At 70.3% G+C, this 24,553-nt stretch carries 21 protein-coding genes, 1 pseudogene and 1 riboswitch; of the genes and pseudogenes, 16 read left to right on the top strand and 6 right to left on the bottom strand.

The features are described from left to right. The first annotated feature begins 167 nt into the window (after window positions 1-167). The 5 genes from BJ961_RS27585 (at window position 168) to BJ961_RS27565 (ending at window position 6,676) form a co-directional block, all read left to right on the top strand. Window positions 168-965, top strand: coding sequence for a PspA/IM30 family protein (locus BJ961_RS27585; RefSeq protein WP_271415493.1), 798 nt, complete (start codon window positions 168-170; stop codon window positions 963-965). A 20-nt stretch (window positions 966-985) separates the two neighbouring features. Beyond that, entirely contained in the window at window positions 986-1,270 is a 285-nt protein-coding gene (pspAA, locus tag BJ961_RS27580) for a PspA-associated protein PspAA (protein WP_271415492.1), read from the top strand. 209 nt (window positions 1,271-1,479) lie between these two features. Then, window positions 1,480-2,703: a sensor histidine kinase gene (locus BJ961_RS27575; RefSeq protein WP_271415491.1), complete on the top strand. Its 1,224-nt coding sequence runs from the start codon at window positions 1,480-1,482 to the stop codon at window positions 2,701-2,703. Further along, a complete protein-coding gene (locus BJ961_RS27570) occupies window positions 2,700-3,380 on the top strand; it encodes a response regulator (RefSeq protein ID WP_271415490.1) in 681 nt (226 codons plus the stop codon). Before BJ961_RS27575 ends, BJ961_RS27570 begins: the two co-directional genes overlap by 4 nt. 179 nt (window positions 3,381-3,559) lie before the next feature. Continuing rightward, window positions 3,560-6,676, top strand: a complete 3,117-nt coding sequence (locus BJ961_RS27565; RefSeq protein WP_271415489.1) for an efflux RND transporter permease subunit — start codon at window positions 3,560-3,562, stop codon at window positions 6,674-6,676. Window positions 6,677-6,779: 103 nt separating this feature from the next. Here the strand turns inward: BJ961_RS27565 and BJ961_RS27560 are convergent, their stop codons facing one another. Both BJ961_RS27560 and nadA read right to left on the bottom strand, forming a co-directional pair. Beyond that, the gene (locus BJ961_RS27560) at window positions 6,780-6,935 is read right to left on the bottom strand and encodes a hypothetical protein (RefSeq protein WP_271415488.1); all 156 of its coding nucleotides are present in this window, start codon (window positions 6,933-6,935) and stop codon (window positions 6,780-6,782) included. 156 nt (window positions 6,936-7,091) lie between these two features. Continuing rightward, window positions 7,092-8,276, bottom strand: a complete 1,185-nt coding sequence (gene nadA / locus BJ961_RS27555; RefSeq protein ID WP_271415487.1) for a quinolinate synthase NadA — start codon at window positions 8,274-8,276, stop codon at window positions 7,092-7,094. 266 nt (window positions 8,277-8,542) lie between these two features. Here nadA and BJ961_RS27550 point away from each other — a divergent pair, with 266 nt between their 5' ends. Further along, a complete protein-coding gene (locus BJ961_RS27550) occupies window positions 8,543-8,899 on the top strand; it encodes an iron-sulfur cluster assembly accessory protein (RefSeq protein ID WP_271415486.1) in 357 nt (118 codons plus the stop codon). An 89-nt stretch (window positions 8,900-8,988) separates the two neighbouring features. Here BJ961_RS27550 and BJ961_RS27545 read toward each other — a convergent pair. Both BJ961_RS27545 and BJ961_RS27540 read right to left on the bottom strand, forming a co-directional pair. Beyond that, window positions 8,989-10,501, bottom strand: a pseudogene (locus BJ961_RS27545) (hypothetical protein). A 132-nt stretch (window positions 10,502-10,633) separates the two neighbouring features. After that, window positions 10,634-10,843, bottom strand: a complete 210-nt coding sequence (locus tag BJ961_RS27540) for a hypothetical protein (RefSeq protein WP_271415485.1) — start codon at window positions 10,841-10,843, stop codon at window positions 10,634-10,636. Window positions 10,844-10,976: 133 nt separating this feature from the next. Between BJ961_RS27540 and BJ961_RS27535 the strand changes: the two genes are divergently transcribed. Beyond that, on the top strand, window positions 10,977-11,951 hold the full coding sequence (locus BJ961_RS27535; protein WP_271415484.1) for a carbohydrate kinase family protein: 975 nt from the start codon (window positions 10,977-10,979) through the stop codon (window positions 11,949-11,951). A gap of 97 nt (window positions 11,952-12,048) precedes the next feature. On the opposite strand, the gene BJ961_RS27530 is transcribed toward BJ961_RS27535, so the two are convergent. Continuing rightward, a complete protein-coding gene (locus BJ961_RS27530) occupies window positions 12,049-13,431 on the bottom strand; it encodes a cysteine desulfurase/sulfurtransferase TusA family protein (RefSeq protein WP_271415483.1) in 1,383 nt (460 codons plus the stop codon). Window positions 13,432-13,757: 326 nt separating this feature from the next. Between BJ961_RS27530 and ctaC the strand changes: the two genes are divergently transcribed. From ctaC to BJ961_RS27510, 4 genes are all read left to right on the top strand, one after another. Continuing rightward, window positions 13,758-14,717, top strand: coding sequence for an aa3-type cytochrome oxidase subunit II (ctaC, locus tag BJ961_RS27525; protein ID WP_271415482.1), 960 nt, complete (start codon window positions 13,758-13,760; stop codon window positions 14,715-14,717). Then, window positions 14,714-16,450 carry an aa3-type cytochrome oxidase subunit I gene (ctaD, locus tag BJ961_RS27520; protein WP_271415481.1) on the top strand — a complete coding sequence of 579 codons (1,737 nt, stop codon included), beginning with the start codon at window positions 14,714-14,716 and terminating at the stop codon, window positions 16,448-16,450. The genes ctaC and ctaD overlap by 4 nt, the downstream gene beginning before the upstream one ends. Next, window positions 16,447-16,845, top strand: a complete 399-nt coding sequence (locus tag BJ961_RS27515; RefSeq protein ID WP_271415480.1) for a cytochrome c oxidase subunit 4 — start codon at window positions 16,447-16,449, stop codon at window positions 16,843-16,845. Before ctaD ends, BJ961_RS27515 begins: the two co-directional genes overlap by 4 nt. 129 nt (window positions 16,846-16,974) lie before the next feature. Further along, complete coding sequence (locus BJ961_RS27510) at window positions 16,975-18,249, top strand: L,D-transpeptidase (RefSeq protein ID WP_271415479.1); 1,275 nt, start codon at window positions 16,975-16,977, stop codon at window positions 18,247-18,249. A 78-nt stretch (window positions 18,250-18,327) separates the two neighbouring features. Here BJ961_RS27510 and BJ961_RS27505 read toward each other — a convergent pair whose 3' ends face one another. Then, window positions 18,328-18,729, bottom strand: coding sequence for a response regulator (locus BJ961_RS27505; RefSeq protein WP_271415478.1), 402 nt, complete (start codon window positions 18,727-18,729; stop codon window positions 18,328-18,330). Between the two features lie 197 nt (window positions 18,730-18,926). Here BJ961_RS27505 and ctaE point away from each other — a divergent pair, with 197 nt between their 5' ends. The 5 genes from ctaE (at window position 18,927) to trpD (ending at window position 24,318) form a co-directional block, all read left to right on the top strand. After that, window positions 18,927-19,547 carry an aa3-type cytochrome oxidase subunit III gene (ctaE, locus tag BJ961_RS27500; RefSeq protein ID WP_003976664.1) on the top strand — a complete coding sequence of 207 codons (621 nt, stop codon included), beginning with the start codon at window positions 18,927-18,929 and terminating at the stop codon, window positions 19,545-19,547. A gap of 74 nt (window positions 19,548-19,621) precedes the next feature. Next, entirely contained in the window at window positions 19,622-20,431 is an 810-nt protein-coding gene (gene qcrC, locus BJ961_RS27495) for a cytochrome bc1 complex diheme cytochrome c subunit (protein ID WP_271415477.1), read from the top strand. Beyond that, window positions 20,428-21,489: a cytochrome bc1 complex Rieske iron-sulfur subunit gene (qcrA, locus tag BJ961_RS27490; RefSeq protein ID WP_271415476.1), complete on the top strand. Its 1,062-nt coding sequence runs from the start codon at window positions 20,428-20,430 to the stop codon at window positions 21,487-21,489. Before qcrC ends, qcrA begins: the two co-directional genes overlap by 4 nt. After that, window positions 21,486-23,123 (top strand): cytochrome bc1 complex cytochrome b subunit, encoded by a 1,638-nt coding sequence (gene qcrB / locus BJ961_RS27485; RefSeq protein WP_271415475.1) that lies wholly within the window; start codon window positions 21,486-21,488, stop codon window positions 23,121-23,123. Before qcrA ends, qcrB begins: the two co-directional genes overlap by 4 nt. Window positions 23,124-23,253: 130 nt before the next feature. Further along, entirely contained in the window at window positions 23,254-24,318 is a 1,065-nt protein-coding gene (trpD, locus tag BJ961_RS27480; protein ID WP_271415474.1) for an anthranilate phosphoribosyltransferase, read from the top strand. An 80-nt stretch (window positions 24,319-24,398) separates the two neighbouring features. Then, a riboswitch (SAM riboswitch) is annotated at window positions 24,399-24,515 on the top strand. The last annotated feature ends 38 nt before the right edge of the window (window positions 24,516-24,553 follow it).

Raw genomic sequence — 24,553 nt, 5'->3', positions numbered from 1 at the left:
CCTACTCCCTACGCCGGACCGGGAGCGTACGCAGTCGTCCTTGGGGATGAGCGCATCCGTCCCCGAACAGTGCGGTAATGGATGCAGGGCCCGTACTGTGGGTCTTGTTGCAGTCGCTGGAGCTGGAGTCGGTCAGAAGGGGGCGCGCGAAGCCCATGAGCGGTGTCATGAAGCGTATGGGGATGATCTTCCGCGCGAAGGCGAACAAGGCCCTTGACCGGGCCGAGGACCCGCGCGAGACCCTCGATTACTCGTACCAGAAACAGCTGGAGCTGCTGCAGAAGGTGCGCCGCGGCGTCGCCGACGTGGCGACCAGCCGCAAGCGCCTGGAGCTGCAGCTCAACCAGCTCCAGTCCCAGTCGGGCAAGCTGGAGGACCAGGGCCGCAAGGCGCTGGCGCTGGGCCGCGAGGACCTGGCCCGCGAGGCGCTCTCCCGGCGTGCCGCGCTCCAGCAGCAGGTCACCGACCTGGAGACGCAGCACGCCACCCTCCAGGGCGAGGAGGAGAAGCTCACCCTGGCGGCCCAACGCCTCCAGGCCAAGGTGGACGCCTTCCGCACGAAGAAGGAGACCATCAAGGCCACCTACACGGCGGCCCAGGCGCAGACCCGCATCGGCGAGGCGTTCTCCGGCATCTCCGAGGAGATGGGCGACGTCGGCCTGGCCATCCAGCGGGCCGAGGACAAGACCGCCCAGCTCCAGGCCCGGGCCGGCGCCATCGACGAACTGCTCGCCTCCGGCGCCCTCGACGACCAGTCCGGCATGCACAAGGACGACATCCAGGCCGAGCTGGACCGGCTCTCCGGTGGTACGGATGTAGAGCTGGAACTGCAGCGCATGAAGGCCGAGCTGGCCGGGGGCAGCACCTCCGACCGGCAGGCCATCGAGGGCGGCCAGGGTCAGGACCAGGCCCCGTCGCAGTCCCAGCAGCAGCCGCAGGACACCCCGCGCTTCGACAAGCAGTAGCCCACGCCTAGGAGGGCGACATGATCGTACGGATCATGGGGGAGGGACAGCTGAGGCTGGCCGACGGCCGGCTCACCCAGCTGAACGAGCTGGACGACGAACTCCTCGCCGAGATGGAGAACGGCGACGGCCCCGGCTTCCGCGCGACCCTCCAGGCCCTCCTGGCCAAGGTCCGTGAACTGGGCGAGCCCCTCCCGGACGACACCCTGGAGCCGTCCGACCTCATCCTCCCCTCCCCGGACGCCACCCTGGAGGAGGTCCAGGAGCTCCTGAGCGACGACGGCCTCATCCCGGGCGGCACCTGAAGACGCCGTCGGCGCCTGAGAACGCCGGGCGGTTCCATCTTGTCCGTCCGGCGCCCGGGAACGCCGGGTGGCATCAACCAGCCCGTCCGGCGCTTGAGGACGAGGCCGTCCAGGCCGAAGCGGGGGTCTGGGGGCGCAGCCCCCAGCCGACGCCCACCTCATGCGGGCCCACTCACAGGACACGCCCACTCCAGCTACCGTAAAAACCCGTGAGCACCCTCGCCCGCGCCCGCTGCACCCTCGGCGCCCACCCCTCCGCGCTGGACACGGCCCTGGCCGCCGCCGTCCTGGTGTGCATGCTCGCCGGTTCCTTCGTGGACCCGCACGGCCCCGAAGGCGTCAACTGGGACCTGCGCACCCCCGACGCGTTGAGCCTGGCCCTCATGGCCGTCGGCGCCGCCGCGCTCGCCTTCCGCCGCCGGGAGCCGATGGCGGTCCTCGCCGTCACCGGCTGCGTCTCCGTCGTCGAGAGCGTCACCGGCGAACCCCGGGCCCCCGTCGTGATGTCCGCGGTCGTCGCCCTCTTCACCGTCGCCGCCACCACCGACCGCCCCACCACCTGGCGGGTCGGCCTGCTCACCATGACCGTGCTCACCGGCGCCGCCATGCTGGCCGGCCCGCTGCCCTGGTACGCGCAGGAGAACCTCGCGGTCTTCGCCTGGACCGGCATCGGCGCCACCGCCGGGGACGCGGTCCGCAGCCGCCGGGCCTTCGTGCAGGCCATCCGGGACCGGGCCGAGAAGGCCGAACGCACCCGTGAGGAGGAGGCACGCCGCCGGGTCGCCGAGGAACGCCTGCGCATCGCCCGCGACCTGCACGACGTGGTCGCCCACCACATCGCGCTGGTCAACGTCCAGGCCGGGGTCGCCTCGCACGTCATGGACCGGCGGCCCGACCAGGCCAAGGAGGCCCTCGCCCACGTACGCGCGGCCAGCCGCTCCGCACTGGACGAACTGCGGGCCACGGTCGGTCTGCTGCGCCAGTCCGGCGACCCGGAGGCGCCCACCGAGCCCGCCCCCGGCCTCGCCCGCCTCGACGAACTCGTCGGCACCTTCCACCACGCCGGGCTGCGCGTCGAGGTGGCCCGCGCCGACCAGGGCACCGAACTGCCCGCCGCCGTCGACCTCGCCGCGTACCGCATCATCCAGGAGGCCCTGACCAATGTGCGCAAGCACGCGGGGGAGCGGGCGAAGGCCGAGGTCAGCGTCGTACGGGTGGGACCGCACATCGAGGTGACCGTGCTGGACGACGGCACCGGAGAGGCGGCCGACGCACCCGCCGAGGGCGGCGGCCACGGCCTCCTCGGCATGCGCGAGCGCGTCACCGCCGTGCGCGGCACCCTCACCACCGGTCCCCGCTACGGAGGCGGTTTCCGGGTCCATGCGATCCTTCCGGTCAGAAACCGCACCGATGCCGTGGAGGACCCCGTATGACCATCCGTGTCCTGCTCGCCGACGACCAGGCGTTGCTGCGCAGCGCCTTCAAGGTGCTGGTCGACTCCGAGCCCGACATGGAGGTGGTGGGGGAGGCGTCCGACGGCGCGGAGGCGGCCCGGCTGGCCGCCGAACGGCGGGCCGACGTGGTGCTGATGGACATCCGGATGCCCGGCACCGACGGCCTCGCCGCCACCCGCATGATCAGCGCCGACCCGTCCCTCGCCCAGGTCCGCGTGGTCATACTGACCACCTTCGAGGTCGACGACTACGTGGTGCAGTCGCTGCGCGCCGGCGCCTCCGGCTTCCTCGGCAAGGGCTCGGAGCCCGAGGAGCTGCTCAACGCGATCCGTGTCGCGGCCGGCGGCGAGGCGCTGCTGTCCCCGACCGCCACCAAGGGCCTGATCGCCCGCTTCCTCGCCCAGGGCACGGACGACGGGGACCGCGATCCGGCCCGCGCCGAGCGGCTGGAGTCGCTGACCGTGCGCGAACGGGAGGTGCTGGTCCAGGTCGCCGGCGGACACTCCAACGACGAGATCGCCGAGCGGCTGGAGGTCAGCCCGCTCACCGTGAAGACACATGTCAACCGGGCCATGGCCAAGCTGGGCGCCCGCGACCGCGCCCAGCTGGTCGTCATCGCCTACGAGTCCGGGCTGGTACGTCCAAGGGTGGAGTGACCTCCACCCCCGTGTACTGCGGCGGGAGTAGGCGCCGTATAAGGAAATGGACCTGGGGCCTAGGGAACGGGGGCCGCCCATGGCCCAGGGTGTTGGGGTGGGTGCTCTTCCGTGTGCCCGCGTCCGGCGCTGCCATGTGCCCCGTCCCCCGCTCGGCCACAGAAGAGAGACCCTGATCCATGTCCTGGCTGTCGAGATTCAGCCTCGCGCAACGGGCCCTGATAGGCCTGATGTCGATCGTCGCGCTCGTCTTCGGCGCGATCGCCATCCCCCAGCTCAAGCAGCAGCTGCTGCCCACCATCGAACTGCCCATGGTGTCGGTGCTCGCCCCGTACCAGGGCGCCTCGCCGGACGTGGTCGAGAAGCAGGTCGTCGAGCCGATCGAGGACACCCTCGAGGCCGTCGACGGGATCTCGGGCGTCACCTCCACGGCCAGTGAGGGCAACGCCGTCATCATGGCGTCCTTCGACTACGGCCCGAACACCCAGCAGCTCGTCGCGGACGTCCAGCAGGCCGTGAACCGGGCCCGCGCCCAGCTCCCGGACGACGTGGACCCGCAGGTCATCTCCGGCTCGACGGACGACATCCCGACCGTCGTCCTCGCCGTCACCTCGGACAAGGACCAGCAGGCGCTGGCCGACCAGCTCGACAAGACGGTCGTCTCCGAGCTGAAGGACATCGACGGCGTCGCCCAGGTCGTGGTCGACGGCGTCCGCGACGTCCAGGTCACCGTCACGCCGGACCAGGCGAAGCTGGCCGCGGCCGGAGTGGGCCCGCAGGCGCTCGCCCAGTCGCTGCAGGCCGGTGGCGCGACCGTCCCGGCCGGATCCTTCGACGAGGCGGGCGCCAACCGCACCGTCCAGGTCGGCGGCGGCTTCACCTCGGTCCAGCAGATCCAGGACCTCATGGTCACCGGCGAGGGCGTCGACAAGCCGGTCCGCCTCGGCGACGTCGCCACCGTCAAGGAGGAGGAGGCCAAGGCCGACTCCCTCACCCGGACCAACGGCAAGCCGTCCCTCGCCGTCGCCGTGACGATGGACCACGACGGCAGCGCGGTCGCCATCTCCGACGCCGTCGAGGACAAGCTCCCCGCCCTGCGCGAGCAGCTCGGCTCCGGCGCGACCCTCACCGTCGTCAGCGACCAGGGCCCCGCGGTCTCCAAGGCCATCTCGGGCCTGACCACGGAGGGCGGGCTCGGTCTGCTCTTCGCCGTCCTGGTCATCCTGGTCTTCCTGGCGTCGATCCGCTCCACCCTGGTCACCGCGGTCTCCATCCCGCTGTCCGTGGTGCTGGCGCTGATCGTCCTGTGGACGCGCGACCTGTCGCTCAACATGCTGACGCTGGGCGCGCTGACCATCGCCATCGGCCGCGTCGTCGACGACTCGATCGTGGTCCTGGAGAACATCAAGCGGCACCTCGGCTACGGCGAGGAGCGCCAGGAGGCCATCCTCAAGGCCGTCCGCGAGGTCGCCGGGGCGGTCACCTCCTCGACGCTCACCACGGTCGCCGTGTTCCTGCCGATCGGCCTGGTTGGCGGCATGGTCGGCGAGCTGTTCGGCTCCTTCAGCCTCACCGTCACCGCCGCGCTCCTCGCGTCCCTGCTGGTGTCGCTGACGGTCGTCCCGGTCCTGTCGTACTGGTTCCTGCGGCCCCCGAAGGGCACCCCCGAGGACGCGGCCGAGGCCCGCCGGCTGGCCGAGGAGAAGGAGGCGAAGAGCCGCCTCCAGCGCTTCTACGTCCCCGTCCTGCGCTTCGCCACCCGCCGCCGGCTGACCAGCGTGGCCATCGCCGTCGTCGTGCTCATCGGCACCTTCGGCATGGCGCCGCTGCTGAAGACCAACTTCTTCGACCAGGGTGACCAGAAGGTCCTCAGCATCAAGCAGGAGCTGAAGCCCGGCACCAGCCTCGGTGCCACCGACGAGCAGGCCGCGAAGGTCGAGAAGCTGCTCGGCGACACCGAGGGCGTCAAGGACTACCAGGTCACCATCGGCTCGTCCGGTTTCATGGCCGCCTTCGGCGGCGGCACGGACACCAACCAGGCCTCGTACCAGCTCATGCTGGAGGACTCCGCGTCCGCCGAGGACGTCCAGGACCACATCGAGGACGGGCTGGCGAAGCTCGGCGACGGCATCGGCACCACCACGGTCGCCGCCGGTGACGGCTTCGGCAGCCAGGACCTGAGCGTCGTCGTCAAGGCGGGCGACGCGCAGGTGCTCCGCGACGCGGCCGAGCAGGTCCGCAAGACGGTCGCCGGGCTCGACGACGTCACCGACGTCACCAGCGACCTGGCGCAGAGCGTGCCGCGCATCTCGGTCAAGGCCAACGCCAAGGCCGCCGCGGCCGGTTTCGACGACCAGACCCTCGGCGCGGCCGTGGGCCAGGCCGTGCGCGGCACCCCGGCCGCCAAGGCGGTCCTGGACGACACCGAGCGCGACGTCGTCATCAAGTCGGCCCAGCCCGCCCGGACGATGGCCGAACTGAAGGCGCTGAACCTCGGCCCGGTCAAGCTCGGTGACATCGCCACCGTGCGGTTGGTGGACGGCCCGGTCTCGATGACCCGCATCGACGGTCAGCGGGCGGCGACCATCACCGCCAAGCCGACCGGCGACAACACCGGCGCGGTGGGCACCGACCTCCAGTCGAAGATCGACGCCCTCGACCTGCCGACCGGCGCCACCGCCGACATCGGCGGCGTCACCGCCGACCAGGACGAGGCGTTCGTCAACCTCGGCCTCGCCATGCTCGCGGCCATCGCCATCGTGTTCATGCTGCTGGTCGGCACCTTCCGGTCGCTGGCCCAGCCGCTGATCCTGCTGGTGTCGATCCCGTTCGCGGCGACCGGCGCGATCGGCCTGCTGATCGCCACCGGCACCCCGATGGGCGTCCCGGCGATGATCGGCATGCTGATGCTGATCGGCATCGTGGTCACCAACGCCATCGTGCTGATCGACCTGATCAACCAGTACCGCAAGCAGGGGTACGGCGTCGTCGAGGCGGTCGTCGAGGGTGGCCGCCACCGTCTGCGCCCCATCCTCATGACGGCCCTGGCGACGATCTTCGCCCTGCTCCCGATGGCGCTCGGCGTCACCGGCGAGGGCGGCTTCATCGCCCAGCCGCTCGCGGTGGTGGTGATCGGCGGTCTGATCACGTCGACCCTGCTGACCCTGCTGCTGGTTCCGACGCTCTACGCGATGCTGGAGCTGCGCAAGGAGCGGCGGGCGCAGAAGCGGGCCGGGAAGAAGGGCCTGCCCGAGCAGCCGCAGCCCTCCGAGGACCCGGAGCCGGCCCAGGTCTGACTCCCGCGGGCACGACCCAGGGGCGCCCCCCCGTGGACTCACCACGGGGGGCGCCCCTGCGTCGTGCCGTGCCTCGTCCCGTCCCGCGCCTCGGGCACGGGCGTCACCGCCCGGACAGCGCGGCGATGCCGCCGAACAGCACGACGGCCGCGAGGATCACCAGGGCGAGCAGGACGCCCATGCAGAAGCCGCAGCCCTGCCCCGCCCCGCGGCCGAACGAACCGTCGCCCCCACCGGGCACCTGTCCCCGACCTGCCATGCCGCCCCCCCGTCTCTCCCCCCCCGGAGCCCACCGTCGCACAGGCGTCCCCGCAGGCCAACGGAGCAGCGGGAGGCGTGCGCCCGGGGCCTGGTCTTCGTGCACGCGATGCGAGGCGGGGCCCCGCGTACCGCTGAGACGGGGCCCCGCGCACCGCTACGGCAGCGCCAGCATCCGCTCCAGCGCCAGCTTGGCGAACTTCTCCGTCTCCTCGTCGACCTCGATGCGGTTGACGAGGGTGCCCTCGGCGAGGGACTCCAGCGTCCAGACCAGGTGCGGGAGGTCGATGCGGTTCATGGTCGAGCAGAAGCAGACCGTCTTGTCGAGGAAGACGATCTCCTTGTCCTCGGCGGCGAAACGGTTCGCCAGCCGGCGGACCAGGTTCAGCTCGGTCCCGATGGCCCACTTGGAACCGGCCGGGGCCGCCTCCAGGGCCTTGATGATGTACTCGGTCGAGCCGACGTGGTCCGCCGCCGCGACGACCTCGTGCTTGCACTCCGGGTGCACCAGGACGTTCACGCCGGGAATGCGCTCGCGCACGTCGTTCACCGAGTCGAGGCTGAAGCGGCCGTGCACCGAGCAGTGCCCCCGCCACAGGATCATCTTCGCGGCGCGCAGCTCCTCGGCCGTCAGCCCGCCGTTCGGCCGGTGCGGGTTGTAGACGACGCAGTCGTCCAGGGACATGCCGAGGTCCCGCACCGCGGTGTTGCGGCCGAGGTGCTGGTCGGGCAGGAAGAGCACCTTCTCGCCCTGCTCGAACGCCCAGTTCAGGGCGCGCTCGGCGTTGGAGGAGGTGCAGATGGTGCCGCCGTGCCGGCCGGTGAACGCCTTGATGTCGGCGGACGAGTTCATGTACGAGACGGGCACGACCTGTTCGGCCACACCCGCCTCGGTCAGCACGTCCCAGCACTCGGCGACCTGCTCGGCGGTGGCCATGTCCGCCATGGAGCAGCCGGCGGCCAGGTCGGGCAGGACCACCTTCTGGTCGCCGGAGGTGAGGATGTCGGCCGACTCCGCCATGAAGTGCACACCGCAGAAGACGATGTACTCGGCCTCCGGGCGGGCGGCGGCGTCCCGGGCCAGCTTGAAGGAGTCGCCCGTGACGTCGGCGAACTGGATGACCTCGTCGCGCTGGTAGTGGTGACCGAGCACGAAGACCTTGTCACCGAGCTTCTCCTTGGCCGCGCGGGCGCGTGCGACCAGGTCCGGGTCGGAGGGCGAGGGCAGGTCGCCGGGGCACTCCACACCGCGCTCGCTCCTCGGGTCGGCCTCCCGGCCGAGCAGCAGCAGGGCGAGGGGCGTCGGCTGAACGTCGAGCTCCTGGGTTTGGGCGGTGGTCACGACACGCACCCTTTCTGAGTTTTCGTCGACCCTTTTCGTCGAACTGACGCTATATATCATAGCCGGTTCACGTCACTTTGACGATGCGCATAGTGTCGGTGTGACGTGAATCCCGGTGCCGGAGGCGCTGTCCGCCCTCGGGGGCGTGTGCGAGCATGAAGAGGAAGGCCGAGGGGCAAGACACGGGTCCGTCCTGGAATGAATCCGCGGCCCCGTCGGTTGAAACCGTCGGCAAGCAGTCTCCGTACAACCCGGGAGAGATGTAGATGTCCGTATCGGACGAGACCACCACCGTCACCGACGGCATCATCCTGACCGACGCCGCCGCGGCCAAGGTCAAGGCCCTGCTCGACCAGGAAGGCCGCGACGACCTGGCGCTGCGCGTCGCCGTCCAGCCCGGCGGCTGCTCCGGCCTGCGTTACCAGCTCTTCTTCGACGAGCGCTCGCTCGACGGTGACGTGGTGAAGGACTTCGACGGCGTCAAGGTCACCACCGACCGCATGAGCGCCCCGTACCTGGGCGGTGCCACCGTCGACTTCGTGGACACGATCGAGAAGCAGGGCTTCACGATCGACAACCCGAACGCGACCGGCTCCTGCGCCTGTGGCGACTCCTTCAGCTGAGCCGCGCGACACCCAGTACGAGAGGGGCGGCGGCCCGGGGACAGTCCCGGGCCGCCGCCCCTCTCGTGCTCTCGTCACCTGCCCGTGCCTCACCGGCCCCCGGAGGGAGCAGGCAGCCGGGCGCCCGGCTTGTACGCGGGGACGTCCGCACCGTCCGAGCCCACGACCGTCCGGTCGCCGAGCGGCCGGTCGAGCCGCACCGTCCGCTCGTACTCCTTGGCGATCAGGATGCAGACCTTGTCCGGGTGCGGGGTCTCGGTCACCGTGACGGTCACCTTCCCGCCGCTCTCCTTCGCCTTCGCGTCGTAGTCGGAGCACACACCGCCCGTGAAGTGCACCGTCAGCTCGCCGTCGGCCGCCGTGTAACCGCTCACCCGCACGTCCCGCGGCTCGCCGGGCTTCGAGCCCGGCCCGTCGGACGGGGAGGGGGGCGTGGCCGGGGCCGCGGTGGTCAGGTACTTCGGCTCCACCGCCGGGTACGTGACCGTGACGGCGTCCCGCGCGCCCGGCGCCCGCACCTCGAACAGCCAGGACGGCACCAGCGTCTGCCGCCCCCGCACCGGATGCGCGGCCAGCCCGAACACCGCGTCCTCGACCGTCGCGGTCCGCTTCCCGGACTGCTCCGGTGCGCCGGTCGGCAGCGCGCAGGGCAGGTCCGCGCCGTCCTGATGCGGTACGGGACTCGCGCAGCCCCCGATGCCCCCGGCGCCAGGACCGGATCCGCCGCCCGGCGTGTTCAGCAGCGCCAGCGTCTTCTTCGCGTCCAGCACGGGGTACGTGTCCCCCTTCACCGGAGCCTTCACCTGCCCGCTGCCGCCGACGACCTCGCCCAGCGCGCTGACGACCACCCCGGTCGTCAGGCCGTACGTGGGCAGCCCGCCGACCTCGGGCTCCGCGTTCACGGCCCGCCGGGCGCCCATGACCTGGCTCGCGTCCAGCTTGGCGTCGTCCTGGCCCAGCGCCTTCAGCACCGGCGCCGCCGCCTTCTTCGCGGCCGCCTCGCCCACCGGGTTCCCGTCCGCCGAGGGGGCCTTGCAGACGGGGCCCTTCCCGCAGTCGTCGGTCCCGGGCGTGTAGCGGTGGAAGGTCCAGGTGCCCGGTGCCTGCCGGTCCACCGTGAGCAGCGGCCCGGAACCGTCCTTGGCGTTGCCGACCTTCCACGCCCCGCCCTGGACGCGGGGCACGCCCTCCAGCCCCAGCGCCCCGGCCAGCCGGGCCACCTCCGCCTCGGTGACGTCGCCCTCGGCCCGGTACACGGGCGCCGAGCCGGGCCCGTCGGGCAGCGGACCGTCGGCGCGGTAGGTGACGCCGGACGGGTCGGGCTCGCCGGGCGCGATGCCGTTGCCGCCGCCCCCGGAGTCCGCCGGGTGGTCGTCGAGGGGAGCGGCGGGGAGTGCCGTCGCCCGGCGCCCCCGAGGCCGTACCGCCGTCCGAGTCGCCGGCCGCGGACGTGGCCAGGTAGGTGCCGCCGGCTCCCACGAGCAGCACGGCGGCGGCGACGGACGCGACCGCGACCGCCGGGGGGCGCCGCCGCGCGGGACGCCCCGTATCGGCCTCGTCGGCGGCGGTGGCGTCGTCGTTGTCGGGTCGTTCGGTGTTCACCGCATCGCTCCTTCGGCTGTTGCTGGGGACAGCGATGGGACGCGGTGGCACGGCATCCGGTTCCCGGCGACGGAGCCCGTCGCCCGAACGGCCGAACGGGTGAGGAGGTGAGGGGCCGTCCGCCGGGCGGGCTCAGTCGCCGTAGTCCGACATCGCCTCCAGCAGACGCGCCGAGGTCCCCGGCACCCGGACGCCGTGGATGAGCGAGAGGGGCACCGGGCGGGAGGAGGCGTGGGCCGGGGCCGACCAGCGCGGGGTCATCCGGGCGCAGTCGCCGAGCAGCGACGCCAGGTCGCCGTCCAGGTCGGCCGGGGCGGGGTCGGCGGTCCTCGGGTTCGTCATATCCGAACCGTAGGCACGTCCCGGTCCGCGAAGAAAGTTCTACTACCGGGTAGTTTTGCCTGCTTCGGCCTGGCGTCGCCGCCGGGTAGCGTGAACCGTCAACCCGCCCTCCCTCCAGGAGAGAGTCCACGCCGTGCGCATCGCAGTCACCGGCTCCATCGCCACCGACCACCTCATGACCTTCCCCGGCCGCTTCTCCGACCAGCTCGTCGCGGACCAGTTGCACACGGTCTCGCTCTCCTTCCTGGTCGACCAGCTGGACGTGCGCCGGGGCGGCGTCGCCGCGAACATCGCCTTCGGCATGGGTCAGCTCGGCACCGGGCCGGTCCTGGTCGGCGCGGCCGGCGCCGACTTCGACGAGTACCGGGCCTGGCTGGACCGGCACGGCGTCGACACCGGCTCGGTCCGCATCTCCGAGACCCTGCACACCGCCCGCTTCGTCTGCACCACCGACGCCGACCACAACCAGATCGGCTCGTTCTACACGGGCGCGATGAGCGAGGCCCGCCTCATCGAGCTGAAGACCGTCGCCGACCGGGTGGGCGGCCTCGACCTGGTCTCCATCGGCGCCGACGACCCGGAGGCGATGCTCCGGCACACCGAGGAGTGCCGGACCCGCTCCATCCCCTTCGCCGCCGACTTCTCCCAGCAGATCGCCCGGATGAACGGCGACGAGATCCGGATACTGCTGGACGGGGCGACCTACCTCTTCTCCAACGAGTACGAGAAGGGGCTCATCGAGACCAAGACCGGCTGGACGGACCAGGAGATCCTCGGCCGCGTCGGCCACCGCGTCACCACCCTCGGCGCGCGGGGCGTGCGCATCGAGCGGGCCGGCGGGCCGACCATCGAGGTCGGCGTCCCCGACGAGGAGCGCAAGGCCGACCCCACGGGCGTCGGCGACGCCTTCCGCGCGGGGTTCCTGTCGGGACTGGCGTGGGGGGTCTCGCTCGAGCGGGCGGCGCAGGTCGGCTGCATGCTGGCGACGCTCGTCATCGAGACGGTGGGGACGCAGGAGTACCAGCTGCGGCGCGGGCACTTCATGGAGCGGTTCACGAAGGCGTACGGGGACGAGGCCGCCGGGGAGGTTCAGGCGCACCTGGGGTGACGCGCCGTTGCGACTACGGGGGAGCCTCTTGATGCGCGTTGTCGGGTGCGGGTGCTTGGGGGGCTCGTCGCGCAGTTCCCCGCGCCCCTTATCGGCATTACCTCGTCCGGCGGACCAAGTACGCCGTTCCTTCTTCCGCCGGTTCCTCGCCCGCGTACTCCTGCCCCCGCATCTCGCACCACGCCGGGATGTCCAGGCGGGCGGCCTCGTCGTCGGACAGGACGCGGACCGTGCCGCCGACGGGGACGTCGCCGATGACCTTGGCCAGTTCGATCACCGGAACGGGGCAGCGCCGGCCCAGCGCGTCCACCACGAGGTCGGGACCGGCCGCGCGGACGGTCTCCGTCGCGGTCGGCGCCCCCAGCTTCTCCCGCACCGCGGCCACCGTGCCCGGCAGCACCTCCAGGAACCGCTCGACGTCCTCGGCGGGTGTCCCCGGCGGCAGGGACACCCGGACGTTGCCCTCGCTGAGCACGCCCATCGCCCGCAGGACGTGGCTCGGCGTCAGCGTGCCGCTCGTGCAGGACGATCCGGACGACACGGAGAAACCGGCGCGATCCAGCTCGTGCAGCAGAGTCTCCCCGTCGACATAGAGACACGAGAAGGTGACGACGCCGGGCAGCCGGCGCGTCGGATCGCCGACCACCTCCACGTCCGGCACCAGGGCCGGCACCCGCGCCCGGATCCGCTCGGTCAGCTCCCGCAGCCGGGCCGCCTCCCGCGCCGCCTCGGCCCGCACCGCCCGCAGCGACGCCGCCGCGGCCACGATCGCCGGCAGGTTCTCGAACCCCGGCGCCCGGCCCGACTCACGCTCGTCCCCGGGCCCTTGCGGCGCGAACCGCACCCCCTTGCGTACGACGAGCAGCCCCACGCCCGAGGGCCCGCCCCACTTGTGGGCGCTGCCCGCCAGCAGCGACCAGTCGCCCGCCACCTTCCCCCAGGCCAGCGACTGGGCCGCGTCCACCAGCAGGGGCACGCCCGCCGCCCGGCAGACCTCCGCCACCTCCGTCACCGGCTGCTCGGTGCCCACCTCGTGGTTGGCCGACTGGAGACAGGCCAGCGCCGTGTCCTCGCGCAGAGCCGCCGCGTACGCCGCCGGGTCCACCGCGCCCGCCCGGTCGACGGGGACCTGGGTGAGGCTGCCGCCCCCGCCCTCGTGCGCCTCGGCCGCGTGAAGTACGGAGGAGTGTTCGACCGTTGACACGATCAGGTGGTGTCCGACGCGCCGGCGCCCGGCCAGTGCGCCCGCCACACCCGAATGCACCGCCCGCGTCCCCGAAGGGGTGAACACCAACTCGTCCGCCCGGCATCCCACGGCCTCGGCCGCCGCCTCCCGAGCGGCGTCCAGCAGCAACCGCGCCCGCCGCCCCTCCCGGTACAGCCGGGCGGGATCGGCCCACCCCTCGTCGAGGGACGCCAACAGCGCCTGCCGGGCAACGGGATGGAGGGGAGCCGCGGAAGCGGCGTCGAAGTAGGCCACAGGCCAACGCTAGAACGCCGGGTGCTTCAGCGCCCCGCCAGGGGCGCGGGGCCGTGACATGTGAGGACTCCGCCGCGCGGGCGCGAACGACCACAACGCACCGTCAGCCGCCGAACAACCCCAGGCCACACCCCCGTAGGCGCCCCCGTCCCACCCTTAAAGAGTGACCCCCGGCGCGTATGCCACCCTCCCCGCGACCCCCCGGAGGGCGTCGGCTAGGGTTTGGTCCGCATAAACATCAAACCCCTGCCCGACGCAGGGCGGCGACCGACCAGCGAGAAGGCCGCAGCCGAACAGCGCGGGCGAGACTCTCGGGAAGGCGCTACGTGAGTCCCAACGGCTCCGACCGCTCGCCGCGGCGCCCGATGCGGCGGAAGCTGCTGCAGGCACTGACCGCGGGCCTGGTCCTGGCGACCGCCACCGGTTGCACATACGAGGACTTCCCCCGCCTCGGCATGCCCACCCCAACCACGGAAGAGGCTCCGCGGATCCTCTCCCTGTGGCAGGGCTCCTGGGCTGCCGCGCTGGCCACCGGCGTGCTGGTGTGGGGCCTGATCCTGTGGAGTGTCTTCTTCCACCGGCGCAGCCGCACCAAGGTCGAGGTCCCTCCGCAGACCAGGTACAACCTGCCCATCGAGGCGCTGTACACCATGGTTCCGCTCGTCATCGTCTCGGTGCTGTTCTACTTCACCGCGCGTGACGAGTCCGATCTCATGAGCCTCAAGAACAAGCCTGACGTCACGGTCAACGTGGTCGGCTTCCAGTGGAGCTGGTGCTTCAACCACATCGAGGACGTCCCGGGCTCCACCGGCGACGCCAAGACGTCCAAGGAACTGGCGGCCATTCCGGACCGGTTCATCAAGGACTTCCCGGCCGACGCCGGCGGCGTCTACGACTGCGGCACCCCCGGCACGCGGAACCCGCAGACCAACAACCCGGGCCCGACCCTCTGGCTCCCCAAGGGCAAGACGGTCCGCTTCGTCCTGACCTCGCGCGACGTCATCCACTCCTTCTGGGTGGTGCCGTTCCTCATGAAGCAGGACGTCATCCCGGGCCACACCAACGCCTTCGAGGTGACCCCCAACAAGGAGGGCACCTTCATGGGCAAGTGCGCCGAGCTGTGCGGCGTGGACCACTCCCGGATGCTGTTCAACGTCAAGGTCGTCTCCCCGGACCGCTATGAGCAGCACCTCCAGGACCTCGCGAAGAAGGGGCAGACCGGTTACGTTCCCGCAGGCGTCGCGCAGACGAGCCACGAGAAGAACCGGGAGACGAACAACCTGTGAGCATCCTCAACGAACCCCAGGGTGCCTCGGCAGCGGAGGACTCGTACGAGAACGAGCTGCCGGTACGGCGCAAGCAGCCCGGCAACGTCGTGATCAAGTGGTTGACGACCACTGACCACAAGACGATCGGCACGCTGTATCTGGTGACGTCGTTCGCGTTCTTCGTGATCGGCGGCGTGATGGCGCTGATCATGCGCGCCGAGCTGGCCCGACCCGGTCTGCAGATCGTGTCGAACGAGCAGTTCAACCAGGCGTTCACGATGCACGGCACGATCATGCTGCTGATGTTCGCGACGCCGCTGTTCTCCGGCTTCGCGAACTGGATCATGCCGCTCCAGATCGGCGCTCCGGACGTGGCCTTCCCCCGGCTGAACATGTTCGCCTACTGGCTGTACCTGTTCGGCTCGACGATCGCGGTGGGCGGGTTCCTGACCCCGCAGGGCGCGGCCGACTTCGGCTGGTTCGCCTACTCGCCGCTGTCCGACGCGGTGCACTCGCCCGGTATCGGCGGTGACCTGTGGATCATGGGTCTGGCCTTCTCCGGCTTCGGCACCATCCTCGGCTCGGTCAACTTCATCACCACGATCATCTGCATGCGCGCGCCGGGCATGACCATGTTCCGGATGCCGATCTTCACCTGGAACGTGCTGCTGACCGGTGTGCTGGTCCTGCTGGCCTTCCCGGTGCTGGCCGCGGCCCTGTTCGCGCTGGAGGCCGACCGCAAGTTCGGTGCCCACATCTTCGACTCGTCCAACGGCGGGGCGCTGCTGTGGCAACACCTCTTCTGGTTCTTCGGGCATCCAGAGGTGTACATCATCGCGCTGCCGTTCTTCGGCATCGTCAGTGAGATCATCCCGGTCTTCTCCCGCAAGCCGATCTTCGGCTACATGGGTCTGATCGGCGCGACGATCGCGATCGCGGGCCTGTCGGTGACGGTGTGGGCGCACCACATGTACGTCACGGGCGGTGTGCTGCTGCCGTTCTTCTCCTTCATGACCTTCCTGATCGCGGTTCCGACCGGTGTGAAGTTCTTCAACTGGATCGGCACCATGTGGAAGGGATCACTCAGCTTCGAGACACCGATGCTGTGGTCCACCGGCTTCCTGATCACCTTCCTCTTCGGTGGTCTGACCGGTGTCATCCTGGCCTCGCCGCCGCTGGACTTCCACGTCTCGGACTCGTACTTCGTGGTGGCGCACTTCCACTACGTGGTGTTCGGCACCGTGGTGTTCGCGATGTTCGCCGGCTTCCACTTCTGGTGGCCCAAGTTCACCGGCAAGCTGCTGGACGAGCGCCTCGGCAAGATCACCTTCTGGACGCTGTTCATCGGCTTCCACGGCACCTTCCTGGTCCAGCACTGGCTGGGCGCCGAGGGCATGCCGCGCCGCTACGCCGACTACCTGGCCGCGGACGGCTTCACCGCCCTGAACACGGTCTCGACGATCAGCTCGTTCCTGCTGGGCATGTCGATACTGCCGTTCTTCTACAACATCTGGAAGACGGCCAAGTACGGCAAGAAGGTCGAGGTGGACGACCCGTGGGGCTACGGCCGTTCGCTGGAGTGGGCGACGTCCTGCCCGCCGCCGCGGCACAACTTCCTCACGCTGCCGCGCATCCGCAGTGAATCCCCTGCCTTCGACCTGCACCACCCCGAGATCTCCGCGATCGACCAGCTGGAGAACGTCGGCCACGGTGAGAAGGCCCTCGCCGGCGGCAAGGAGGCCGGGAAGTGAAGATCCAGGGCAAGATGTTCATCTGGTTGAGCGTCTTCATCCTCGCCGTGGCGATCGTCTACGGCTACTGGTCCAAGGAGCCGGCCGGCACCACGGCCCTCTTCCTGGCCTTCGGCCTGGCCATCATGATCGGCTTCTACCTCGCCTTCACGGCGCGGCGGGTCGACGCGGGCGCGCAGGACAACACCGAGGCGGACGTCGCGGACGAGGCCGGCGAGGTCGGGTTCTTCAGCCCGCACAGCTGGCAGCCGCTGGCGCTCGGCCTCGGCGGCGCGCTCGCCTTCCTGGGCATCGCCGTCGGCTGGTGGATCATGTACTTCTCGGCACCCGTCCTCCTGGTCGGCCTGTTCGGCTGGGTCTTCGAGTACTACCGCGGTGAGAACCGCACCCAGTAGCACGCGCCGAGCGCCAAGGGGCCCGGACACTCCGCCAGGAGCGTCCGGGCCCCTTCGTGTGCCGTACGCCCCTCACTCTTCCGGCTTACCCACCGTGCCGCCGTTGACGTCTCTCCCTAGCGTGAGGTCATGAGCAACACGGTTCACTTCCAGGCGCGGGGGCGTACGGTCGTCGGCTGCACCCTGCTGGTGATCGCCCTCGGCGCGAGCGTCACCGCCTGCCTCGGCGACGACGACAACCCGCTGTCCGCCGCGCCCTACGACGCGGCCGGCCAGATCTCCTTCAACGGCCCCACGGACGCCGGGAAGAAGGCCGACCCGGACAAACCCCTGGAGGTGGTCGCCGAGGGCGCGGACGGCCGCATCACGGACGTCACGGCCGTGGACGCGACCGGCCGCTACGTCGCGGGCGAACTGTCCGCCGACGGCGCCCGCTGGCACAGCACCTCACCGCTGGCGGCCGACGCCAGTTACACGGTGCGCGTCAGCACCGAGGACGGCGACGGAGCGCCCGGCCGCAAGGTGCTCACCTTCGCGACGGGCAGGCCCAGCGCCAAGAAGACCCTGGACGTCGTGTTCGGGCCCAAGGCGGGCGCGTACGGCGTCGGCCAGCCCGTCACGGCGGAACTGAGCCAGCCGGTCCAGGACCCGGCCCAGCGGGCCATAGTGGAACGCGCCCTGAAGGTCGAGTCCACGCCCGCGGCGAAGGGCGCCTGGTACTGGGTGGACGACAAGAAGCTCCACTACCGGCCCGAGGAGTACTGGCCCGCCCACGCCACGATCCAGGTCCGCAGCACCCTCGACGGCATCAAGATCGGCGACCGGATGTGGGGCGGCAAGGCCAAACCCCTGAAGATCACCACGGAAGACCGCGTCGTGGCCGTCACCGACGCCGCCGCGCACACGCTGACGCTCTACAAGGACGGCGAAGAGGTCCGGCAGGTCCCGGTCACCTCCGGCAAGCCCGGCTTCGAGACCCGCAACGGGGTCAAGGTCGTCCTCGGCAAGGAACCCTTCGTACGCATGCGCAGCAGCACCGTCGGCATCGCCGAGGGCTCCTCGGAGTCGTACGACCTGCCGGTGTACTGGGCCACCCGCGTGACCTGGAGCGGCGAGTACGTGCACGCCGCCCCCTGGTCCGTCGGCTCCCAGGGCGTCGCCAACGTCAGCCACGGCTGCGTCGGTATGAGCACCGACAACGCCGAGTGGTTCTTCGACGCCGTCCAGGAGGGCGACCTCGTCGAGGTCGTCAACTCCGGCGGCGAGACGATGGAACCCTTCGGCAACGGCTTCGGCGACTGGAACCTGGACTGGGCGAAGTGGCGCACGGGCAGCGCGCTGACCGGCGGCACGGGCGCGTCGAACAACCAGGAGACGGCAAGGCTGCGGCCGACGGCGGTGTAGCGCCCCGAAAGGGGTGCGACAAGCCACGACGGTGCCGCACCCGCGAAGCGACCCGCACCCCCGAGCCGGAAGGCGCCCCTAAACCCCCTGCAGCCTCTTCTCCCGCAGCAAAGCGGCCAGCGCCGACGCGAACTCCACCGGCTCCACCGGCAGCGTCACAGCCGCCTCCGCCCGGCTCCAGGTCGCCAGCCACGCGTCCTGCGGCCGCGCGATGAGCAGCAGCACCGGCGGGGACTGGAAGACCTCGTCCTTGATCTGGCGGCACAGGCCCATGCCCCCCATGGGCACGGCCTCGCCGTCCAGGACGCAGACGTCGATCCCGCCCCGGTCCAGCTCCTTGAGCACCGCGGCCGGGGTGGCGCACTCCACGAACTCGACCACCGGCACGTCCGGAGCCGGCCGGCGGCCGGTCGCGAGCCGCACCTGTTCGCGGGTGTTGGAGTCGTCGCTGTAGACCAGCACCGTGGCGGTCGCCTGCATGCTTCCTCCGATACGCGGTGAAGACCGGAAGGCTGTCGTAGCCCGTTGGGCCGGATGCTACTCCCTCGAACGCCCCGTCAGCACTGGTTCGGACACGGCTTCGACGGCCCGTTCGATGGGCCATACGGGCAGTCCAGACAGGGGGAACACTCCGAACGGCACCCCCCGGGGTGAGGGCGGGATAAGCGACCGACATAATGTCGGTCGTGGCGACAGCAACGACAGTAGAAACCGGGCACGCGCACCCGTCGGTCAACCGGCCGAACCTCACCAGCGTCGGAACCATCATCTGGTTGAGTTCCGAGCTGATGTTCTTCGCGGCCCTCTTCGCGATGTACTTCACCCTGCGATCGGTGACCGGCCCGGACTTCTGGTCCGAGAAGGCCGACGCGCTGAACATTCCGTTCTCCGCGACGAACACCACGATCCTGGTGCTCTCCTCCCTCACCTGCCAGCTCGGCGTGTTCGCGGCCGAGCGCGGTGACGTGAAGAAGCTCCGGATGTGGTTCATCGTCACCTTCGTGATGGGTGCGATCTTCATCGGCGGTCAGGTGTTCGAGTACACCGAGCTGGTCAAGCACGAGGGCATCTCGCTCTCGTCGGACCCGTACGGCTCGGCGTTCTACCTGACCACCGGCTTCCACGGACTGCACGTGACGGGCGGCCTGATCGCCTTCCTGCTGGTCCTCGGCCGCACCTACGCGGCCCGGAGGTTCACCCACGAGCAGGCGACCGCCGCCATCGTCGTGTCCTACTACTGGCACTTCGTCGATGTGGTCTGGATCGGCCTGTTCGCCACGATCTACCTGATCAAGTAGTCGCGGCGCGCACCCGCGCAACACCAGAAGCATCGACAGCATCGACGCAGAAGATCCTGACACCGGGGTAATCCGTGAAAAAGCTCTCCGCACGACGACGCCATCCGCTGGCGGCACTCGTCGTCCTACTCCTCGCGCTGGCATGCACAGGGGGGCTGTACGCCGCGTTCGCACCCGCGAGCAAGGCGCAGGCCGATGAAACCGCCCAGTCCCTCGCCATCGACGAGGGCAAGAAGCTCTACGCCGTCGGCTGTGCCAGCTGCCACGGCACCGGAGGTCAGGGCACCACCGACGGTCCGAGCCTGGTCGGCGTGGGCGCTGCCGCCGTCGACTTCCAGGTCGGCACCGGCCGTATGCCGGCCCAGCAGCCCGGCGCGCAGGTTCCCAAGAAGAAGGTCATCTACTCCCAGGCGGAGATCGACCAGCTCGCGGCCTACATCGCCTCGCTGGGTGCCGGTCCGGCCATCCCCTCGGAGGAGAAGTACGGTCCCGAGGGCGCTGACATCGCCAAGGGCGGTGAGCTGTTCCGCACCAACTGCGCGCAGTGCCACAACTTCACCGGCAAGGGTGGCGCCCTGACGCACGGCAAGTACGCGCCGAGCCTCGAGGGTGTCGACCCGAAGCACATCTACGAGGCCATGCAGACCGGCCCGCAGAACATGCCCTCGTTCCCCGACACCACGCTGTCGGAGCAGAACAAGAAGGACATCATCGCCTACCTGGACGCGGTCAACGGCGACGAGACCGAGAGCCCCGGCGGTCTCAGCCTCGGTGGACTCGGCCCCGTCAGTGAGGGTCTGTTCGCCTGGGTGTTCGGGCTGGGCGTGCTGATCGCCGTCGCCGTCTGGGTCGCCGCTCGGACCGCAAAGGCCAGGAAGTCATGAGTAGCCAAGACATTCCAGAAGAGAACCTGCCGGCAGAGCAGGACCACCCGCGCGGCCCGGCTGCCCGGCCCGCGGACGAGCAGCACCCGTTCGCCGACCCGGGGCTGCCGCCCCACGAGCACCGGATCCAGGACGTCGACGAGCAGGCCGCCAAGCGGTCCGAGCGCACGGTCGCCCTGCTGTTCACGCTGTCGATGCTGGCCACCATCGGCTTCATCGCCTCGTTCGTGGCGATCGACGTCGACAAGTCGGTCTACATCTTCCCGCTCGGTCACATCAGTGCGCTGAACTTCGCGCTCGGCATGACGCTCGGCGTCGCGCTGTTCGCGATCGGCGCGGGCGCGGTCCACTGGGCCCGCACCCTGATGTCCGACGAGGAGGTCGCCGACGAGCGCCACCCGATCGAGGCGTCTCCCGAGACCCGTGCCAAGGTCCACGCGGACTTCAAGCAGGGTGCCAAGGAGTCCGTCATCGGGCGCCGCAAGCTGATCCGCAACACGATGCTGGGCGCGCTCACCCTGGTGCCGCTCTCCGGTGTCGTCCTGCTGCGGGACCTCGGCCCGATGCCCGGGACCAAGCTCCGCCACACCCTGTGGTCCAAGGGCAAGCTCCTCGTCAACATGAACACCAACGAGCCGCTGCGTCCTTCCGACGTCGCGGTGGGCTCGCTCACCTTCGCCATGCCCGAGGGCCTGGAGGAGCACGACGAGGACTTCCAGAACGAGATCGCCAAGGCGGCCCTGATGATCATCCGGCTCGAGCCGGACTCCATCAAGGACAAGCGCGAGCTCGAGTGGTCGCACGAGGGCATCGTGGCGTACTCGAAGATCTGCACCCACGTCGGTTGCCCGATCTCCCTGTACGAGCAGCAGACGCACCACGCGCTCTGCCCCTGCCACCAGTCCACCTTCGACCTTGCCGACGGAGCCCGGGTCATCTTCGGTCCCGCCGGTCACGCCCTGCCGCAGCTGCGCATCGGTGTGAACGACGAGGGTTACCTCGAAGCGCTCGGCGACTTCGATGAGCCCGTCGGTCCTGCATTCTGGGAGCGCGGATGAGTACTGCAGCCAACGAAGCGCCCCGCTCACGCGGGAAGGCACCGGCCGGCGAGCGCGTCGCCGACTGGGCCGACGGCCGGCTGGGGATCTACTCCCTGGCCAAGGCCAACATGCGCAAGATCTTCCCCGACCACTGGTCGTTCATGCTGGGTGAGGTCTGCCTCTACAGCTTCATCATCATCATCCTCACGGGTGTGTACCTGACGCTGTTCTTCCACCCGTCGATGGCCGAGGTCACCTACCACGGCTCGTACGTGCCCATGCAGGGCCAGATGATGAGTGAGGCGTACGCCTCGACTCTGGACATCAGCTTCGACGTCCGCGGCGGTCTGCTCATCCGGCAGATCCACCACTGGGCCGCGCTGATCTTCCTGGCCGGCATGTTCGTGCACATGATGCGCGTGTTCTTCACCGGCGCGTTCCGCAAGCCGCGTGAGATCAACTGGCTGTTCGGCTTCCTGCTGCTCGTCCTCGGCATGTTCACCGGCTTCACCGGTTACTCGCTCCCGGACGACCTGCTCTCGGGCACCGGCATCCGCTTCATGGAGGGCGCGATCCTGTCCGTGCCGATCGTCGGCACGTACATCTCGTTCTTCCTCTTCGGCGGCGAGTTCCCCGGCCACGACTTCGTGGCGCGGTTCTACTCGGTCCACATCCTGCTGCTGCCGGGCATCATGCTCGGCCTGGTGGTCGGCCACCTGATCCTGGTCTTCTACCACAAGCACACGCAGTTCGCGGGCCCCGGCAAGACCAACAAGAACGTCGTCGGCATGCCGCTGCTGCCGGTGTACATGGCGAAGGCCGGAGGCTTCTTCTTCCTGGTCTTCGGTGTGATCGCCGCCGTGTCGGCCATCGCCACGATCAACCCGATCTGGGCCATCGGCCCCTACCGGCCGGACCAGGTCTCCACCGGCGCCCAGCCCGACTGGTACATGGGCTTCTCCGAGGGCCTGATCCGGGTGATGCCTGGCTGGGAGATCAACCTCTGGGGCCACACCCTGGTCCTGGGCGTACTGATCCCGCTGATGATCTTCCCGCTGGTGCTGGTGGCGATCGCGGTCTACCCGTTCGTCGAGTCCTGGGTCACCGGGGACAAGCGCGAGCACCACATCCTGGACCGCCCGCGCAACGCCCCGACGCGTACGGCCTTCGGTGTCGCCTGGCTGACCGTCTACTTCGTGCTGCTGATCGGCGGCGGCAACGACCTGTGGGCCACGCACTTCCACCTGTCGATCAACGCGATCACCTGGTTCGTCCGCATCGCGTTCTTCGTCGGCCCGGTCCTGGCGTTCATCGCCACCAAGCGGATCTGCCTCGGCCTCCAGCGCCGGGACAAGGAGAAGGTGCTGCACGGCCGCGAGTCGGGCATCATCAAGCGCCTGCCGCACGGTGAGTTCATCGAGGTGCACGAGCCGCTCAGCCAGGAGCAGCTGCACACGCTCACGGCGCACGAGCAGTACACGCCGGCCGAGATCGGCCCCACGGTCGACGAGAACGGTGTCGAGCGCAAGCCGAAGAGCACGGAGAAGCTCCGCGCCAAGCTCAGCGAGGCGTACTACGGCGAGGAGTCGCAGATTCCGAAGCCGACCGTCGAGGAGTACAAGGAGATCACGAGCGGCCACGGCCACCACTGACCCTCCAGCGTCGCCACACCACGGTCGAAGGGCCCCGTCCGTTCCTCGGACGGGGCCCTTCGCCCTGTCCGGGGCTGGATAGGGTGGGGACCGCACACCTTTCCGTGCTTCACACACACAGGAGCGGCTCATGAGCGCTGTGACCCCCGCTGGAGGCGACATCGCGGCGGGCCGCTCCTGGCCCACCGTGCTGAACAAGCTGCTGGACGGCCGGGACCTGTCCGCGGACGACACCGCGTGGGCGCTGGACGTCATCATGCGCGGCGAGGCGACCGACGCGCAGATCGCCGGGTTCGCGGTGGGCCTGAGGTTCAAGGGGGAGACCGTCGAGGAACTCTCCGGTCTGGTCCGGACGATGTACTCCCACGCCAACGTGATCGAGGTGCCGGGGGAGACCGTCGACATCGTCGGCACCGGCGGCGACGGCGCCAAGACGGTCAACATCTCCACCATGTCGGCGATCGTCGTGGCCGGCACCGGGGCGAAGGTCGTCAAGCACGGCAACCGGGCCGCCTCCTCGGCCTCCGGCGCCTCCGACGTCCTGGAGAAGCTCGGGGTCAACCTGGAGCTGACGCCGAGGCGGGTGGCGGAGGTCGCCGAGGAGGCGGGCATCACCTTCTGCTTCGCCGTGAAGTTCCACCCGGCGCTGCGCCACGTGGCGGCCGCCCGCGGCCAGCTCGGCATCCGCACGGTGTTCAACTTCCTGGGCCCGCTGACCAACCCCGCCCGGGTGAAGGCCCAGGCGATCGGGGTGGCCCACGCCCGGATGGCCCCGATCATCGCCGGTGTCTTCGCCGAGCGCGGCCACTCGTCCCTGGTCTTCCGCGGTGACGACGGCCTCGACGAACTGACCACGACCGCCACGTCCCGGGTCTGGGTCGTGCGCGACGGCGCGGTGACCGAGGAGGTCTTCGACCCCCGCGACGTCGGCATCGACCTGGTGCCGGTGGAGGCCCTGCGCGGCGCCGACGCGTCCTACAACGCCGACGTGGCCCGCCGTCTGCTGGCCGGCGAGCAGGGCCCGGTACGGGACGCGGTACTGCTGAACTCGGCGGCCGCCCTGGAGGCCCTGAACCCCGGCGGGGGGACCCTGGCCGAGCGGCTGCGGACCGGCATGGACCGGGCGGCCGAGGCGATCGACTCGGGCGCCGCCAAGCGCGCCCTGGACCGCTGGGTGGCCGCCAGCCACGCGTAGGAGCGCTCCGCTGTGACGTGCGTCCCGCGATCCGGACCCGGGTTGCGGGACGCCGATCACTTGCCCTAGATTTTCCGACAGGTCATGAGTGACAGTCATGAGGCCCCGGCCGACTGTCCGGCAACCCTCCGTCCGTGGCGGGGTGCCCCGGGTGAAGACCAGGTCGTGGACAGCAAGGTCCGCGGCAAGCGCGGACCCCTCGCACGCTTTCGAAGAGTGTGGGTCCAGGGGTCCT

It is taken from the genome of Streptomyces lienomycini, from assembly GCF_027947595.1.
GTDB lineage: Bacteria > Actinomycetota > Actinomycetes > Streptomycetales > Streptomycetaceae > Streptomyces > Streptomyces lienomycini.
Note: the sequence above shows the minus strand (reverse complement) of the source record. Positions and strands in the feature narration are given on the sequence as shown.